The sequence below is a fragment of the Dyadobacter diqingensis genome (assembly GCF_024220585.1).
GTDB classification, from domain to species: Bacteria; Bacteroidota; Bacteroidia; order Cytophagales; family Spirosomataceae; genus Dyadobacter; species Dyadobacter diqingensis.
The window spans coordinates 14,870-31,859 of the sequence record NZ_JAMXKF010000005.1 but is presented as its reverse complement, the minus strand read 5'-3'; the positions used below and the strand labels follow the sequence as shown (position 1 = coordinate 31,859).

General features: G+C 45.0%; 14 protein-coding genes. 12 read left to right on the top strand and 2 right to left on the bottom strand.

Going from position 1 to position 16,990, the window contains the following annotated elements:
- Positions 1-34: 34 nt before the first annotated feature.
- A complete protein-coding gene (locus tag M1L62_RS15585) occupies positions 35-1,789 on the bottom strand; it encodes an ABC transporter ATP-binding protein (protein ID WP_254560528.1) in 1,755 nt (584 codons plus the stop codon).
- Positions 1,773-3,518, bottom strand: coding sequence for an ABC transporter ATP-binding protein (locus M1L62_RS15580; protein WP_254560527.1), 1,746 nt, complete (start codon positions 3,516-3,518; stop codon positions 1,773-1,775). The genes M1L62_RS15585 and M1L62_RS15580 overlap by 17 nt, the downstream gene beginning before the upstream one ends.
- Positions 3,519-3,930: 412 nt before the next feature.
- Here M1L62_RS15580 and M1L62_RS15575 point away from each other — a divergent pair, with 412 nt between their 5' ends.
- The 12 genes from M1L62_RS15575 to M1L62_RS15520 all read left to right on the top strand — a co-directional run bounded on the left by M1L62_RS15575 (position 3,931) and on the right by M1L62_RS15520 (position 16,894).
- Positions 3,931-4,533 (top strand): RNA polymerase sigma factor, encoded by a 603-nt coding sequence (locus tag M1L62_RS15575; RefSeq protein ID WP_254560526.1) that lies wholly within the window; start codon positions 3,931-3,933, stop codon positions 4,531-4,533.
- 111 nt (positions 4,534-4,644) lie between these two features.
- Positions 4,645-5,706 carry a FecR family protein gene (locus M1L62_RS15570; RefSeq protein WP_254560525.1) on the top strand — a complete coding sequence of 354 codons (1,062 nt, stop codon included), beginning with the start codon at positions 4,645-4,647 and terminating at the stop codon, positions 5,704-5,706.
- Positions 5,707-5,913: 207 nt separating this feature from the next.
- Positions 5,914-9,189 carry a TonB-dependent receptor gene (locus M1L62_RS15565; RefSeq protein ID WP_254560524.1) on the top strand — a complete coding sequence of 1,092 codons (3,276 nt, stop codon included), beginning with the start codon at positions 5,914-5,916 and terminating at the stop codon, positions 9,187-9,189.
- A 13-nt stretch (positions 9,190-9,202) separates the two neighbouring features.
- Complete coding sequence (locus tag M1L62_RS15560) at positions 9,203-10,783, top strand: RagB/SusD family nutrient uptake outer membrane protein (protein WP_254560523.1); 1,581 nt, start codon at positions 9,203-9,205, stop codon at positions 10,781-10,783.
- A gap of 584 nt (positions 10,784-11,367) precedes the next feature.
- Positions 11,368-11,886 (top strand): YceI family protein, encoded by a 519-nt coding sequence (locus M1L62_RS15555; protein WP_254560522.1) that lies wholly within the window; start codon positions 11,368-11,370, stop codon positions 11,884-11,886.
- Positions 11,887-11,916: 30 nt separating this feature from the next.
- Positions 11,917-12,135, top strand: a complete 219-nt coding sequence (locus M1L62_RS15550; protein WP_254560521.1) for a tautomerase family protein — start codon at positions 11,917-11,919, stop codon at positions 12,133-12,135.
- A gap of 7 nt (positions 12,136-12,142) precedes the next feature.
- On the top strand, positions 12,143-12,877 hold the full coding sequence (locus tag M1L62_RS15545; RefSeq protein WP_254560520.1) for an SDR family NAD(P)-dependent oxidoreductase: 735 nt from the start codon (positions 12,143-12,145) through the stop codon (positions 12,875-12,877).
- 73 nt (positions 12,878-12,950) lie between these two features.
- Positions 12,951-13,334: a nuclear transport factor 2 family protein gene (locus tag M1L62_RS15540; protein ID WP_254560519.1), complete on the top strand. Its 384-nt coding sequence runs from the start codon at positions 12,951-12,953 to the stop codon at positions 13,332-13,334.
- 44 nt (positions 13,335-13,378) lie between these two features.
- A complete protein-coding gene (locus M1L62_RS15535; protein WP_254560518.1) occupies positions 13,379-14,128 on the top strand; it encodes an MBL fold metallo-hydrolase in 750 nt (249 codons plus the stop codon).
- Between the two features lie 203 nt (positions 14,129-14,331).
- Entirely contained in the window at positions 14,332-15,537 is a 1,206-nt protein-coding gene (locus M1L62_RS15530; RefSeq protein ID WP_254560517.1) for an epoxide hydrolase family protein, read from the top strand.
- A gap of 174 nt (positions 15,538-15,711) precedes the next feature.
- Positions 15,712-16,242, top strand: a complete 531-nt coding sequence (locus M1L62_RS15525) for a hypothetical protein (RefSeq protein ID WP_254560516.1) — start codon at positions 15,712-15,714, stop codon at positions 16,240-16,242.
- Positions 16,243-16,270: 28 nt separating this feature from the next.
- Entirely contained in the window at positions 16,271-16,894 is a 624-nt protein-coding gene (locus M1L62_RS15520; RefSeq protein ID WP_254560515.1) for a cysteine hydrolase family protein, read from the top strand.
- The last annotated feature ends 96 nt before the right edge of the window (positions 16,895-16,990 follow it).

The following is a 16,990-nucleotide window of genomic DNA, read 5'->3' as shown; positions in this document are numbered from 1 at the left end:
TCTCGTTTTTTTTTAGACCACACTTTAACCACAACTAACTGGTTCTCTTATCTTTCAGCAACATGTGCATCGCCTCACTGAGCGACCCGGCGCGATTGACTTCTCCGGAATTGACAAAAAATATTTCGTCTGCATTTTCGATGGTATTCAGCCTGTGCGCGATAATTACCTGAGTGGTCGATTCAGGGAGCTGCTTTAAAATCTTTTCAAGCATTTTTTCTGTAACGGTGTCGATGTTGGCAGTAGCTTCGTCAAGAATCAATATTTCGGGACTGCGCAGAACGGCACGCATGAATGCGATCAGCTGTTTCTGCCCCAAACTGATACTTTCCCCAGCCGAATTAACCACCGTTTCCAATCCATCTTCAAACAGTGCAAGAATCTCACCTAAATTCGCCCCGTTAATAAACTGTTCCAGTTTTTCGTTGGAATAATCTTTCAACTGTTCATTACCGTAGAGTATGTTTTCGCGGATCGTGCCACTGAACAGGAATGGCTCTTGCAAGATAAATCCAATTTTCTGACTGCGTTCGGCTGGTGTATAACTTCGGATATCTTTGCCATGCAAGAGAATAGTTCCCTGCTGCGGATCATACAAACGTGCAATCAGCGATGCAGTAGTGGTTTTGCCACCACCCGTCGGTCCGATTAATGCATAAGTTTTCCCCTGTTCCAGTTTGAAGCTCACGTGGTGTAATATGTTGCCTTTATCATACCCAAAAAACACATTTTTAAATTCCAGCAAACTTGGATTCGATATCGTTTCTGTTTCCGTTATAACGTTCAGATCTGTCTCCATGGAAAGAATCTGTGAAACCCGGTCCCACCCTGCCATCGCCACCTGAAAACTAGCCCATAACGTTGCCAATTGTCTTAACGGATTATAAAAATTTAGCGCGTAGGCCAAATAACTCACCAGCAAACCGACGCTGAACTCTCCCGTACTGATCAGATAAATGCCATAGGTTAGCACAATCAGCTGCGCAATATTAGAAAACAGACTGTAAACCGGCATAAATATATTATTGGCCAGCCCTGCCCGGGTTGCCAGCCGATAGTTATCAAGGTTAGCCGCATGGAAACGCTGCCTGAAATAATCCCGACGGTTGAACGCGATTACGACTTTGAAATTACTCAGGCTCTCCTGAATTTCGGCACTTAGCGTACCAGTACTTTTAAGGTTTTTGGCATTGGCACTTTTAACCGATGGTGATAAAGCAATGGTAAACAACAGGATCAATACCGCAGGTAACAGCGCGGCAGCACCAAGCTTAACATTAATCAAAAGCAAAAATATTCCCGCCCCCAACATCGTGAAGATACTGCCCACAAACTGCATCAGCGATTGTGAAAAAAACTGGTTCAGCTTGTCGGTGTCGTTATTGACCCTTGATATCAGATCACCGGCCTTGTTCTGATTGAAAAAAGCGACAGGCAATTGTTGCAGTTTATTGAAAATCGCGTTACGCAGTGTAAACAGAAGCCGCTGACCAACCCCTCCCATCAACTTTGTTTGCAGAAAAGCCGTGACCAGTCCAAGCAAGTACATAGCCAACAATATTCCTCCAAAAAGCAACAGTCCGTGAAACTGTTTTGTCACCACATACTTATCAATTGCCTGCCCGATCAGCAGGGGGCCAAACAAGTTAACAGCAGTATTAAGAATAATCGCGACAAGGGCCAGCGCCAGCTTTCCGCGTTCGTGAGCGATCAGCTTTGAAAGTGTTTTGAGTGCTTTGTAAATCGACGTTTTCTCCTGCCCGGAAGACGAATTAAGATCGTAATTCATAGTTGCTGGTGCTTTGTTGTGAATTGAAAATCTGAACATATTCGGGGCTGCTGGCCATCAGGTCTTCGTGCCTGCCACTCCCTATCACTTCACCTTCCATCAATAGAATAATCTGATCATAATGCTCAATCGCTGCTATTTTTTGTGTTACCGAAATCAATGTGATTCCGGGATAATTTCTTTCCACATTGGACAGGATCTTCTTTTCCGTACTGGAATCCACACGGGCCGTAAAATCGTCCAGCAACAATACTTTCGGGTTAACCGCCAATGCCCTGGCCAGCATGATGCGCTGTTTTTGTCCACCCGACAAACTCGCTCCTCTTTCAGAAACAATGGTATCCAGCTTTTCAGGCAAACTTTCAATAAAGGACGTTAACTCGGCCGTCTCAATGGCTTTCCGGAGCGATTCGTCAGTTACTGTGGTACTAAATCCAATGTTTTCCCGTATGCTCATGTTAAAAATAATGCTGTCCTGAAAAACAAACCCCACCTGCTGATGAAACGAGTCGCTATCATAATAATCGATAGGTTTTCCATCGAACATAACCACACCTTTCTGCGCGCCAATCAATCCCGTTAACAGATACAACAGCTGTGTTTTACCCGCCGCTGTCGGACCGATCACCGCGATTTTTGAGCCCGCTTTGATGGACATGGAAACATCTTTAAGCGCAGGTTTTTCACCATAATTTACCCACACATTTTTCAAATCAATATCACCTTTCAGAATATCGCCGGCGTTTCCTTTTTTTTCTTCATCCGGCGCATTCAATACCATGGAGATCCGTTGAAAAGAGGCGGTTGACTGGGCGATCACATTGCTCATAAAACCTATCACCAGGATTGGAAAAATCAGTATCGACAGATAACTATTAAATGCCGCAAAACTTCCCAGCGTCATCGTGCCGTCTATGACGAAATGCCCACCCAATACCAGAATAGTCAGCATGGAAAGGTTGGCAGTAAAAGTTATAACGGGGATAAGTGCCGCAAAAAGTCCTAAAATAGCTAATCCAAGGCTCCTGGCTTTGGTATTGGCTTCAAGAAACTTGGCATACTCCAAATGTTGCGAGTTGACAACCCGGATTAATGCGGCACCCAGAATGCTCTCGTTAATAACCTTGTTAAGCCAGTCGATCACCTCCCGGCTTTGCACAAACAGCGAACGGACTTTTCGTAAAGTCAGAAAAAAAGTGCCCCCGATAATGGGGATAATGGCGATAACTGTCAACCCCAGTTTCCAGTTGATGCTCAACAAAAGAATACTGGCCCCAATGATAATGAACACAGACGATACAATTGACACGATTGCCTGAGACACAAAGAGCTTGATAGAATCCGTATCGGCCGTCAGATTAGTCAATAATTTGGCGGGATTCGCCTTTTCAATAAAAGCATGACTTTGACGCGAAATTTTGTCCGACAATCGGGTACGCAGATCCCTAGCCACTTTTTCCGACGCATAGACCTGAATAATACTTTGCAGATACCCGAATACAAAGATTAAAATCACCGCGATGGAAAATTCAATTAATGTGTTCCTGAGATCGAAACGCTTGTGCATGTAAGCATCGATTCCATCAGCAATAATCTTGGGCAGCCACAGGTTAATTCCGTTGCTAAGCAAGGCGAAGAGCAGCAATAAGACGATCAATCCTTTGTAGGGTACCAGCAGGCTCAATATTCCTGGCGGCCCCTTCACGCCATCATTGGCTTTTTCGGGCATATGGGTTCAGTTTAAATCAACGCGTAAATATACAAAGGCTGATGAATAGAGGTCGCTCCGGCATGCTATTAAATCAATAACATATGCTGCAAAATCAGAATCTCTGTACCACTAAGATATGGAAGACCGCAGATTGTATGTTTTACTACTAAGCGTTGAATAAATCGGGATTCGTTTGAAAGTACGGACCACGGTTGTCAAATACTGTCTTATTACATCCTAAAATTCCAAAGTTGCCCACATTAAGAAGAATAGGAAGCACTGATAAGAAAAGCTTTTTTTTCTAAACCCAGACAGTGCAGGACAGTTACGAAAAAGTGAAACTGCTTATTTACATTCCGATTGCAAGAAATATTTGCATAATGTAAAGCAAGTTTTAACAAATCGATGCGAAATTTTGTCCCGGGTTTGCGTGAAACAAAAAGAATATTTACATGATAATTATTTGTCCGAGCGCTGGTTACAATTCTGCGCAGGGGATAAAAACGCCTTTGGAGATCTGGTGGATCATAACTTCACTTCCCTGTATCACTACGGGACCCGGTTTTCGCCGGACAAAGGCCTTATCAAAGATTGCATCCAGGATCTGTTTCTCGAAATCTGGGAAAAGAGGGAAAAGCTGGATCACATCATTTCCATCAAACCTTATCTCTTCCAATCTTTAAGAAACAATCTGATTGCCCGTCTCAAAAAACAATCCAGGTTTTCTGATCTTTCAGCAAATGAGGAGCTGGTTTCAAATGACAGTAGCCCCGAATTAATCTGGATCACAGATGAAACCGAGGCGCTAAACAGCAGCCGCCTTACAAACGGGATTGAACTGCTCCCAAAAAGACAGCGGGAGGCATTGTATCTGAAATATTACGAAGATCTTTCACATGAGGAAATTGCGGCAATCATGGGATTGCAGCGACAGGCGGTTGCTAATTATCTGCATTATGGTATTCTGAAATTGCGGGAATACTGGAAATACAAAACAATTCTGCTGACCATGATCATCGATTTCATCATCTGAGAAGGTCATTCTATATCATTAAATTTTTTTTTCGTTTTTTTTCATAATCCATGGGTATGAAATAGCAACTGCTCACTCATCGTGTCAGAAGTAACTATTTTAAACAATTCCATGAATAATTATAAGAACTTCGAGGTAAGAGACTGGATCGATGATCCGGGATTTCGTAAATGGGTTTACAAAGGTGAACAGAATTCTTTTTGGCTTTCAATCCTTGAGAACACACCTTCTCAGGCTGAAAACATAGAACAGGCCAGAGATATTTTACGAATGGTCCGGGGAGAACTTGACGACGTTTCGGAGGAAGAACTGGCTTCAAGAAAATCAAAATTGCTTGACTATATTTCTCAGGAAGCACAAACCAGATCATGGTGGCGCGGAAGGTGGTTTCAGGCTGCGGCCGTTTTACTGCTTACGCTGGGTTTTGCAGGATATTACTGGAAACACACTTCCACAACGCCTTACAATGCGGTGCTGTCCCTATCGGGAAACGTGGCCATTACCGAGGTAGTCAATACCGATGAAAAAGTGAAACTGGTTACCTTACCCGATGGCAGTTCTGTAATTCTCAAAAAGGAGGCCCGGATCAGCTATCCTGATGTGTTTTCAGCCGATAAACGGGAAGTGGTTATGTTGGGAGAGGCATTTTTTGAAGTTCAAAAAAATCCGGACAAACCTTTTTACATTCATTCAGGAGAAATGGTGACGAAAGTTACGGGAACCAGTTTCAGCATTAAAGCCAACGCAGCAGAGAAGCAGGTGCAGCTCGTTGTTAAAACCGGGGTAGTGGAAATTTCGGTAAAGAATTCAGGAAAGGAATCAAAAACGAATCATTTGACACTGAATCCTAATCAGCTTGTCACGCTCAACCGGGAAAGTAATGCCCTGGAAAAACGAAATGTAGCAGAACCGGTACTGATTAACCTTCCGATTGAATCTCAATATTTTACATTCAAAAAGACACCGGTAAAAGATGTTTTCAGGACGCTGGAACTCGCGTATGGTGTACATATCAATTTTGACAAGCAGATTACTTCTGAATGTAACATCACGGCGAGACTGGGTGACGAACCTATTAGGGAAAAACTGGAAATGATCTGTGATGTGCTGAATGCAAGATTTGAAATGAAAAATAATGCGATTTCAGTCTATTCCGACGGCTGCGAAAAATAAAATCAATGAGCAATAACTTAACCAAAGCGCGCGATGAAATAGAATATTTACAAACAAAAAGCCGGTAATGCTTTAACATCACCGGCCAAAACTACATCTCCAACGCGGTCTTCGCAATCCGGTTTCGTACACCGGGTTCACTTGAAATGGCCATGGAGAGGGTTTGCAACTCTGCTATTAAAAGAACACAAAACCTAATTCAAAATTATGCAAAAAAGTCGACAAAAAACGAAGGCATTGGTTCGCCTTACAAGGACCTTGATTGCCCAAATTATACTCATCTTCCTGTTCGTTGGGCCAATTTTTGCCAAAGGACCTGACAAACAAAATATCCTGGATCAACGTATATCTATCATAGTTACTGACGTAACACTTGATCAGGTACTTGAAAAAATCGAAAAGCAGGTAAATGTACGGTTTATTTACAGCCATAAAATGATCGATGCTGACCGTAAAGTTTCGGTGCGCGATCAGAATAACCGGTTGGAATCGATCCTGAAAGACATTTTAGATCCACTTGGAATTACCTACAAACTATCAAACAAAAATACGATCCTTCTCAAACGAGGTCCGGTAAAAACGGCTGTTACAAAACCACTGGATAAACCAAAACAGAACTTGTCCACGCTACCGGACAGCAGTTTTATGATCAAGGGGCAGGTATTCGATAGCAACGAGCCACCGGTTGCATTGCCTGGGGTAACAATTCAGGTTAAAAACACGGACCGCGGTGTAACGACCGACCCTAATGGAAATTTCGAGATTCCGGTCAGAAAAGGGGAAGTGCTTATTTTCACATTTATTGGTCTGGATGCAAAAGAAATCGTAGTATCCGGAACGAAAAATATGGTTATCTCGCTTGCCGAGCAGAATACAGCTTTGAATGAGGTAGTGGTTACAGGCTATTCGGAACAAAAAGCACGGAACCTGGCTAATTCTATTGGAAAACTGGATGTAAAGGCGGCCATTGCCAACAAGCCGATCACACAGTTATCGCAGGCATTGCAAGGTGGTGTAACAGGGCTCACCGTCATGCAGGGGAGCGGGATGGCCGGTGAGGATCGTTCCAATATCCTGATTCGCGGAATTTCCACCATCGGTGGCACTTCCCCGCTTGTCCTGGTAGATGGCGTGCCCTTCGATATCAATTCCGTGGACCCTACAACGGTAGAAAGTATTACGGTTTTAAAAGATGCCGCAGCAGCTTCAATTTATGGTGCAAGAGCAGCGAATGGTGTCATCCTGGTCACTACCAAAAGAGGTATCCCGGGCAAATTGTCCGTTACTTATGATGGTTATGGCGGCGTTCAGAACGCAACTTATCTTCCCAAATTTGTGGATGCGCCCAAGTATATGACCATGGTAAATGAGGCATACGCCAACATCGGTGGTTTGGAGCCTTACAGCGAAACAACCATTCAGAAAACGATCGAAGGCTCCGACCCCGTCAACTATCCAAATACAAACTGGTCTAAACTGATGTTGAAGAAAAATCCGGTGATCCAAAGTCATTCGGTGAGCATTTCAGGCGGAAATGACCTGGCGCGATTTGCTGTGAGCGGCAACTATCTGTATCAGGACGGACTGACACCTAAACGCGATTTCGAAAGATTTTCATTCCGGGCGAATACGGGGGTTACCTTAACCAAAAACGTTTCCATGCTGCTGGACTTAGTGGCAACAAGAAGCAGAAACCGGTCTGAGCTGGTAAGGTTCGGAAATTCCCTCCACCTGGTTTATACAACCCCTCCGAACATTGTTCCTAAATATCCGTTGAAAGATGACGGGTATCAGGCCTATGGAAATTTTGGAGAAATGATGAATCCGATGGCTGAGTTAGAAAAAGGCGGTTATGCACAGAACAAGAGAGACCAGATCAATATTAATTTTCAGCCTGTCTGGCAGATCACACCAGAATTGAAGCTAAGGGGACAATACCTTTACCGTGTCACTTCGGAGGGCGGTTTAAGAAACCGGGATTCTTACAATTTCCTGGATTATTATACGGGAAACCTCGTTTTCACCTATGGTAATATCAAAGAATCCACTATCGGAAGGGCCACCTATAACTACCTCTCTTCCAACCTCGAATTTTCCCAAACCTACGGAAAGCATTTTATCTATGCCATTGGCGGACTCTCACGTGAAGCAAATTTTATTTCCAATTTTGATCAGGCAAACCTTGCATCCTATTTTGTGAAATTTAATTATGTTTTCAACAATAAATACCTCCTTGAAAGCACCGTCAGGACTGACGGATCTTCCAAATTCGGCCCCGGTCATAAGTGGGGAACGTTTCCGTCAGTTGCAGTGGGCTGGAATGTGCACAATGAAAATTTCCTGAAAGACGTAAGGGCTGTCACCAGTTTCAAATTAAGAGCGTCTTATGGACTGATGGGCAACAACGGGAGAAACGACGACGTCAGAGAGCTTTACCGTTATCAAAGTCTGATCGATGGAGGAAACGGTAATGAAACTTCGATCGGAAACCCGGCTATCACCTGGGAAACTGTCAAAATGCTCGACATCGGAACCGACATCAGATTGTTTCAAAACCTGGGCCTCACCATCGACTGGTTTAGCAAAACAACGGATAATATCCTGCTCACACCGCCCCTGTCACTTTCATCCGGGGTAGCCACCCTTCCGATTAACTCCGGTTCCGTATCCAATAAGGGTTGGGAAATTATGCTGAATTATTCGAAAACATTCAGCAAAGACCTGGAAATGAGTGCCAGCGTCGGTTACTCTTATTACAGCAACAAAATTTTGTCGCTCCGCGGCGGACCTTATATCGGTGGCAGTGGCGTCGACATTAATCAAATTGGTCATCCGGTCAACAGCTATTATTTATACAAAACGGATGGCCTGCTTACCCAAAAAGACATTGACGGCGGTGCCACCCTTTTACCGGGACAACAAATCGGCGATATTAAATACATTGATATCAACGGCGATAAAAAAATAGACAAAGCCGACAAAGTAATATCCGGCAATCCGAATCCACAGGGCAGCTATTTTACAAACCTGAACTTTGTATACAAGCGGTTCTCGCTCGAAACCCAGATCAATGGCTTCACAAAGAGCCTCGCCTACTATACCGGACGTTACCAAACGCCGCTGAATGTCACTTCTAATTTCGACGGAGGAACGCCGATGCAATTTCAAACGGATTACTGGACACCGCAGAATCCAAATGCCATGTTTCCAAGACTCGCACCTGCTCCCGGCAACAATGTGCTTCCGGCTGATTACTGGCTGACCAACGCCGCATTTTTGAGAGTCAAGTACGTACAACTTGGATATAACTTCAATCCGGTGCTTGTTAAAAAACTGGGAGTAAGTAATCTCCGTGTTTTCGTGAATGCCCAAAATGCAATTACACTGAGTAAGATGAAATACTTTGATCCCGAAACAAGGGGCAGCGAGGCCAACTACCCGATGATGAAAGTTTTTACAGTTGGATTAAACGTTAAATTTTAAACTCAACTAAACCATGAGAAGAATATATCTTTTATTAATAACCCTGTTTTTTCTGAGTTCCTGTAACGATGAATTCCTGAAGAAGGATCACCCAACCGCTACCACCGACGAAAATTTCTGGAATACGGAAGGGGAAATCAATACGGCACTCAATACGATTTATGATCAGGTGCCGACGGGGCAGTTTCAATTTAAAAAAAATACAAGAATCACCTTTGAAGGGATGACGGATAACGCCGTTTGGTATGCCAATTTCTTTGGGGAGGTCAATACAATTGCACTCGGTAACGCCAATTCACAAATGCGAGGTAATGACTGGTACGCCGTACAGCCCGTTTGGGAAGAAAATTACATCGCAATCCGCCGCGCAAACAGGTTTTTGGAACATGCGGGGAAAGCATTGATAGAACCAAATCTGAAAAAGAGATACTTTGCAGAAGCACGTGCATTGAGAGCCTGGCTTCATCTTGACCTGTTCCTGTATTATGGCGAAGTACCCATTGTTACAAAAGTTATACTCCCGACCGAAACCGACCTGAAAAAGAATTCCAGGCAGGAAGTTATTGATTTTGTTGTTGCAGAACTTGATGCAGCTTCGGCTGATTTGCCTGCCACTTATCCTATCAATGATGTAAAGCGAATCACCAAGGGTGCCTGCTATACGATGAAAACGGTGGCGTTACTAAACAATCGCCAGTATGCACAGGCAGCAGCTGCGGCCAAGCAGGTTATTGATCTAAACATCTACAAACTTCACCCTAATTATACAGCCTTGTTCAATTACGAAGGTCAGGTAAATGAAGAACGGATTTTCATAAAACAGGGTGGAAATTATGACACTTTTTACAGAAGTGCGCCGGGTTATCTCGGAGGAAATGCGTGCCTGAATCCAACGGCCTCACTTGTGAATACCTACGAAACCAAACAGGGCAAAACGCTGACCGAACTCGGGACCGACAGTGCTGAGATTTACAAACAAAGTCCCAATTACAAGTCCAACCGGGATCCCAGGATGGACGCCACGATTGCTTACCCTGGTTCAACTTATTACGGCAACCTTGACCCGTGGGATGATTCACCCAACAACCCGAACAGACTGGCAGCTATTTACTCTTCCAAAACCGGCTATTGGCTTCGGAAATACGTAGATCTGGCGGACAAAGGAAAAGGCGGCTCGCTGGATTATATGATCCATCGTTACGGAGATTTGTTGTTGATGTACGTTGAGGCGTTGGTGGAAAGTGGCAAATGGAATGATCCGGATGTACTCAAATACATCAATCAAATCAGAAACCGGGCAAAAATGCCAAATGCAGATGTATCTGTTTATAACTCGGAAGCTAAAATAAGAGAGTTATACCAACGCGAACGACGTGTCGAACTGGCCTTTGAAGGAAGCCGCTTGTTTGATATCAGGCGGTGGAAAATCGGTGAAAAAGTAATGAACGGTATCGTTGAAGGAGCCATCAATCCAAAAACAAAAAAGGCGGTCAACGTAGAAACCCGCACATTTTCCCAGAAAGATTACCTGTGGCCAATTCCGGCAAGAGAAACGGAAGGAAACCCAAACATGACACAAAACCCCGGATATTAACATAGTAAGCATTCTCAAAAACCAGAATCGGAATATCGAAATCCTTAAAATGATGGCGTGAAGTTCAGCCAGAGACTTCCGATGAATAATTAAACAAATTCAAATATTTCCGGAAGCTGCTTAGTCCGCTTTCCACACTCAGTATCTCTTCACCACGAAGAGATACTTTTGTTTATATATCAGCTTTTTCAAAAACGACGGGCATATTAAACGTCTCAAAATTGCCTTATCATTGTTTTAACAACATACCGGTATTGCCGCTTAGAACAAGCAAGATTCTAAAACAGCCCAAACTTCACAAAAAGAAAATCCCGCTCAAATTCCGCTTTTCCAGTCACTCCTACTCCTCCCGCCGACTGCCCGAACGCCAAAATAAATCGGGAAAATTTCATTGCTTCGTAATGATATTTAGTAACAGGATAACCATTGAACTTATATCAAGATGAGCGGGATTGGAATAACCAGCCACGTCCAAAAAGTGATCTGCATCACATATTCCCATCCTTCGTTCAAATGTGATTTAGATCACATAACCAGCTCGGGAATACTGGCGAAATTTGATATACAATTTAACAACAAAGACAATGGAAACTCAAAAATTTGAAATCGTAAGCGCTCAAAGCAGCATCGATTGGGTAGGAAGAAAAGTAACCGGTGCCCATAATGGCACCATCGAAGTTAAAGAAGGTCAGCTCGTTTTAATTAACGGTGAACTGACTGGTGGCAAATTTGTAATCGACACCACATCGATCAAAATACTGGATATCACAGATCCAACACTGAATGCCCAGTTTTACGGCCACCTGGCTTCGGATGATTTCTTCTCTTCTGAAAAATATCCCGAAGCTACTTTGGAGATCACCGCTGTTTCAGGCACTTATATTGAAGGAAAGCTTACCATCAAAGGAATTACCCATCCTGTGGGCTTTGATGCCGATGTACAAGTTAACGGCAGCGAACTGACCGCCAGCGGCAAACTGGTCATCGACCGCACGAGTTACGGTATCCGGTTCCGCTCCGGGAATTTCTTTAAGGATCTGGGCGACACGCTGATCTATAATGATTTTGAACTGAATGTATCATTAACCGCCAGAGCTGCCTAACCGGCGGCTCCGACATCAACAAGTAAAGTCATGCCATACGTAAAAATCGAAGTAACCCGCGAAGGCGTTACGAGAGAACAAAAACGAATCCTGATCAAAGGGGTAACGGACCTGATCACCGGTGTACTGAACAAAGACCCTGAATTGACACACGTGGTGATCCAGGAAGTAGAACTTGACGACTGGGGTTTTACAGGAGAGCAGGTATCGGTGTTACGAGAAAAAGGTATTACAGCAGACAAAAAATAAGAAGATCATGAAAAAGCAAACAATCATTGTTACCGGTGCCTCGTCCGGCATAGGTAAAGAAATAGCCCGCCACTTTTTAAAAAACGGCGATAACGTCGTGATCAACTCGACAACAGCGCATAAGCTGGAACAGGTTTATCAGGAATTGGGCGCAGGTGAAAACCTGGCTATGGTAGCGGGAAATGTGAAGGATAAAAGTACCGGAGAGAGGCTTCTGGCTACTGCAATCGAGCGATTCGGAACGGCGGATGTGCTCATAAACAACGCAGGAATATTTGAAACCAAACCATTTTTAGAGGTGGACGAAGCCTATCTGGACCGGTTTCTGGATACCAACCTGAAAGGGACTTATTTTACCACCCAGGCTATTCTTCCGCAAATGCTGAAACAGCACGACGGCGTGGTCATCAATATCGGCACACCGCTGGTTAATCATGCGCTGGGAGGTGTTCCTATCACGGCTCAAATGGCTTCCAAAGGTGCAATACATGCACTTACGATACAACTTGCAGCTGAATTTGGCAAAGACAACATCCGGGTAAACACCGTGGCACCGGGCACAATCCGTACACCGATGCATGGCGACAGCGCCGACAACAGTGCCGGTTTGCATCTGCTAAACCGGGTTGGTGAAGTGGAAGAAGTTGCAGAAATGGTTTACACCGTGGCCAAAAGTGACTTTATCACCGGAGCGATTATCAATGTAGACGGCGGCATTGCAGCCGGACACAATCTGAATTAACATGAGAATGTTTTTGTTAACCGCTTTTTTATCGTGCACGCTGCCGGTAGTAAAAGCACAAAATTCAAACAAAATGGAAACCAGTCAGGAAGATTCATCAGCCATAACCAGGATTCTGGAAGACTATTATTTTAAAGGGATTTACGAGGGCGACATCAAACTACTCGGGAGCATTTACCATCCCGGCACGCTGTTGTTCGGGGATATCAAGGGGCAGCCCTATGCCAAAAACCTGGACGAATACCTCAACGGTGTAAAAAACCGTCAAAGTGTAAAAGACTCTGGTAAGCCTTTTAAAGGGACAATCGTTTCAATCGATGTGGTCAACTCGATCGCCGTTGCGAAGCTGCATGTAAAAATGTACGATTTCAATTATGACGAGTTTATTTCTTTTCATAAAATTGACAATCGATGGGTAATCGTTAACAAAATGCTGACCGACGTAGCGGTTCATTAAAGACAATTTCTCCGGCATATCCTGACAATTTAAAACACTGTGTCATGAAAAAGGCGATTAACGTAATTTATCTGGGAGGTCCCACCATTATTCTGGAAATCGGCGGGTTACGGCTGATGACAGATCCAACACTTGATCCGGCCGGCGAAATGTTCAGCATTAACGATAAACCAGCCTATCAGAAAACGGCAGGACCCACTTGTACGGATATCGGGAAAATTGATGCTGTACTGCTTAGCCATGATCAACACGGCGATAACCTGGATCATGCAGGCAGAGCATTTTTAAAATCGGTCGCTAAAACCTACACCACGAAAATTGGTGCGGAGAGATTAGGTGGCAAAGCGGTGGGGTTATCTCCCTGGGACAGCATCGTTTTGAATGATGAGGTCAGCATCACGGCAACACCGGCCCGGCATGGGCCGGCAGGCAGTGAACATCTTACGGGTCACGTCACCGGCTTCATCGTTACAACCGCCGACACGCAGATTTACATTACCGGCGACACTGTTTTTTACGAGGGTATTCAGGAAGTTGCCCGAAAATTCGCACCTGAGTATGTGTTCATCTTTGCAGGGGCAGCCAAGCCACGGGGGCCATTCAGTGTGACCATGAGCACCAACGACGCCATTGATACTGCCTTTGCTTTTCCTTCGGCAACGATTATCCCCGTACATTTTGAAGGCTGGTCGCATTACACCGAAACAGGCGAAATGCTCAGAGACTCCTTCACGGCACTTGGGATTGGGAATCGATTAAACATCCTTCAAGCCGGTGTAAAAACAGCACTGTAAAATTCTTCAACAGCAGATCCTCTTTCATTCGGGAAACACCCGGACAGGATAGGTGATGCCCAAAAATAACGGTTCAACGACCGTTGGTCTACGGGTTTTGCCATAAAACCCTTTTTAAAATTCTTAAATAATTTACTACAATCAACTCATTATCAACAACTTACTAATCATTAATTTTTTTAACAACAATAAACTTAATAATCATGAAAACGATTAAAATCTTCTGGCGCACCATTGCCGATATAACCATTGCAAATATTGCGATGATACTTATCCTGTTTACAACTCCCGGTTTCGGACAGACCTCAGTTGGTGATGTACAGGCTTCGGAGACCATCCGTCCCTTTCAAATCAAAGTCAGTGAAACCGAACTGGCTGATCTCCATCAGCGCATTCTGGCCACAAGATGGCCTGATAAAGAAACCGTTACCGACCGAACCCAGGGAGTTCAGCTGGCACAGATCCAGGAGCTGGTTGGGTATTGGGGAACCCATTACGACTGGCGGAAGGCCGAAGCCAAACTGAATGCGCTCCCACAATTTGTGACGAACATCGATGGGCTTGACATTCAGTTTGTACATGTGCGGTCCAAAAACCTGAATGCGCTTCCGCTGATCATTACCCATGGCTGGCCGGGCTCCGTGTTTGAGTTGATCAAAGCCGTTGGCCCCCTTACAGATCCCGAGGCTTATGGCGGACGCGCAGCCGATGCATTTGACGTAATTATCCCGTCGATGCCCGGATATGGATTTTCAGAAAAACCCAAAGGTACCGGCTGGGGACCCGACAGAATTGCCAACGCCTGGGACGTGTTAATGAAAAGACTGGGTTATACGCGTTATGTGTCTCAGGGAGGCGACTGGGGCTCCGTAGTAGCCGATGCGATGGCACGTCAGAAACCTGCCGGTTTGTTGGGAATTCACGTAAATATGCCTGCAACCGTTCCGGCGGAGATTGCCAAGGCACTGAACAGCGGCGCCCCGGCCCCGTCGGGACTTTCTGCCAAAGAGCTGACAGCCTATAAGTCACTTAGTTATTTGTATACAAAAGGGGCTGGTTATGCCGGGATGATGGTTACACGCCCTCAAACGCTCGGTTATGGCCTCACAGATTCGCCTGTCGGGCTTGCTTCGTTTTTCCTTGACAAGTTCAATGACTGGACGTACAGCGGAGGCGACGCCGGCAAAGCGCTTTCAAAAGACGAAATGCTGGATGACATTACGCTCTACTGGCTTACGAACACCGCAGCTTCGGCAGCACGCCTGTACTGGGAAAACAATAACAACAATTTCAATGCGGCCGAACAGCAGACTGCCAAGATAACCCCATACCGGTTGCCGTCACGGTGTTTCCCGGTGAAATATACCAGGCGCCAAAAAGCTGGACCGAGCGCAGCTACCGAAAGCTGATTTACTTTAACGAGGTAACCAAAGGCGGGCACTTTGCACAATGGGAACAGCCGCAGCTCTTTGCAGAAGAAATGCGTGCAGCCTTTAAAACGCTTCGCTAGCCCAAAGGATCCTGACCGATCCTGTCCTCATCGCAAGCAACTTTTTTAGTATTTACCTTAAAAGAAAAATATCATGGCAAATGAACAAATCATCGTTGATTCGAGCTTTTCAGCGATCATCAACGCCCCCATCGAAAAGGTCAACATACCGGAATGGTGTTTTACACTACCGGAAAAGGAATACCAGTCGTGCTCGCCCGCACATATCGCGGCAGGGTTTACCACTTCGCCGGAAGGGAAACGGATGTCGATAAATGTGGAGGTCCTTGGCGGAAGCCTGATGGTGCAGCACTATGTTGAAAAATTAGCAGAACCGGCTCACCTGATCCTGGAATCTGTTTCGGATGTTTTTACGCCAACGGGTCGCGTCACGATTCATGTACACTGGGAACTGAGTGTTAAGAAAATTGATGACCATACCTGTGAATTCACAAACCGGGTACTGTCGAGACCAACTGACGAATTCATCACAGCTCTTGAAAAACAGGGCATACCTTTTGATGTATTTAAAACCCAGCGTCAGCCCATTTCCATTTATCACAACAGAACGGAAACGCCGCTGTTTGCAGCAAGCATTGAACGGCATGCACTGAGCAATAACTAAAAGAAGCAGATTTTTAAAATCAGATCAAATGAAAACACAGGATTATCAACGCGATCAAACGGCGCTGCTGTTTATCGACCCCTACAACGACTTTTTGTCGGAGGGTGGAAAAATATGGCCGAGAGTAAAAGAAATTGCCCAGGCCAATAATCTACTGAACAATCTGCGGGCTATTGTCAAATCGGTTCGCGATGCCGGTATCCAGGTATTTATCGTTCCCCATAAAAGGTGGGAGCCAACCGATTACCTGCACTGGAAATATCCAAACCCCACGCAGGTGGCCATCATGGATCGTCATTCATTTGCCAAAGGCACCTGGGGCGGCGAGTGGCATCCCGACTTCATTCCTCAAAAAGGAGATATCATTGCGAGCGAACACTGGGGCCAAAGTGGCTTTGCCAACACAGACCTTGACATGCTGCTCAAACAGAGAGGTATTTCCCACGTGATCGCCATCGGTTTACTGGCCAACACCTGCGTGGAAAGCACCTGCCGTTTCGCGATGGAGCTCGGATACCACGTGACCCTGGTTAAGGACGCTACCGCAGCATTCACACAGGAAATGATGCACGCCGCCCACGAACTTAACGGCCCGACATACGCCCACGCACTGCTCACTACCCACGAGCTGCTGGAAGCATTGCCCAAATAAAATTAATAAACCCCGATCTGTCGCGCCCCATGTAGTGATAAAGCTGCATGGGGCTTTTATGTTGCAAAGGGAATTTTAACCGGTCACGGTATCTGG

Excerpts from the sequence above, each read along its gene's own strand:
- M1L62_RS15520 (WP_254560515.1), top strand. The coding sequence starts at position 16,271 with ATGAAAACACAGGATTATCAACGCGATCAAACGGCGCTGCTGTTTATC.
- M1L62_RS15525 (WP_254560516.1), top strand. The coding sequence starts at position 15,712 with ATGGCAAATGAACAAATCATCGTTGATTCGAGCTTTTCAGCGATCATC.
- M1L62_RS15540 (WP_254560519.1), top strand. The coding sequence starts at position 12,951 with ATGGAAACCAGTCAGGAAGATTCATCAGCCATAACCAGGATTCTGGAA.
- M1L62_RS15550 (WP_254560521.1), top strand. The coding sequence starts at position 11,917 with ATGCCATACGTAAAAATCGAAGTAACCCGCGAAGGCGTTACGAGAGAA.
- M1L62_RS15585 (WP_254560528.1), bottom strand. The coding sequence starts at position 1,789 with ATGAATTACGATCTTAATTCGTCTTCCGGGCAGGAGAAAACGTCGATT.
- M1L62_RS15555 (WP_254560522.1), top strand. The coding sequence starts at position 11,368 with ATGGAAACTCAAAAATTTGAAATCGTAAGCGCTCAAAGCAGCATCGAT.
- M1L62_RS15565 (WP_254560524.1), top strand. The coding sequence starts at position 5,914 with ATGCAAAAAAGTCGACAAAAAACGAAGGCATTGGTTCGCCTTACAAGG.
- M1L62_RS15530 (WP_254560517.1), top strand. The coding sequence starts at position 14,332 with ATGAAAACGATTAAAATCTTCTGGCGCACCATTGCCGATATAACCATT.
- M1L62_RS15535 (WP_254560518.1), top strand. The coding sequence starts at position 13,379 with ATGAAAAAGGCGATTAACGTAATTTATCTGGGAGGTCCCACCATTATT.
- M1L62_RS15545 (WP_254560520.1), top strand. The coding sequence starts at position 12,143 with ATGAAAAAGCAAACAATCATTGTTACCGGTGCCTCGTCCGGCATAGGT.
- M1L62_RS15580 (WP_254560527.1), bottom strand. The coding sequence starts at position 3,518 with ATGCCCGAAAAAGCCAATGATGGCGTGAAGGGGCCGCCAGGAATATTG.
- M1L62_RS15560 (WP_254560523.1), top strand. The coding sequence starts at position 9,203 with ATGAGAAGAATATATCTTTTATTAATAACCCTGTTTTTTCTGAGTTCC.
- M1L62_RS15570 (WP_254560525.1), top strand. The coding sequence starts at position 4,645 with ATGAATAATTATAAGAACTTCGAGGTAAGAGACTGGATCGATGATCCG.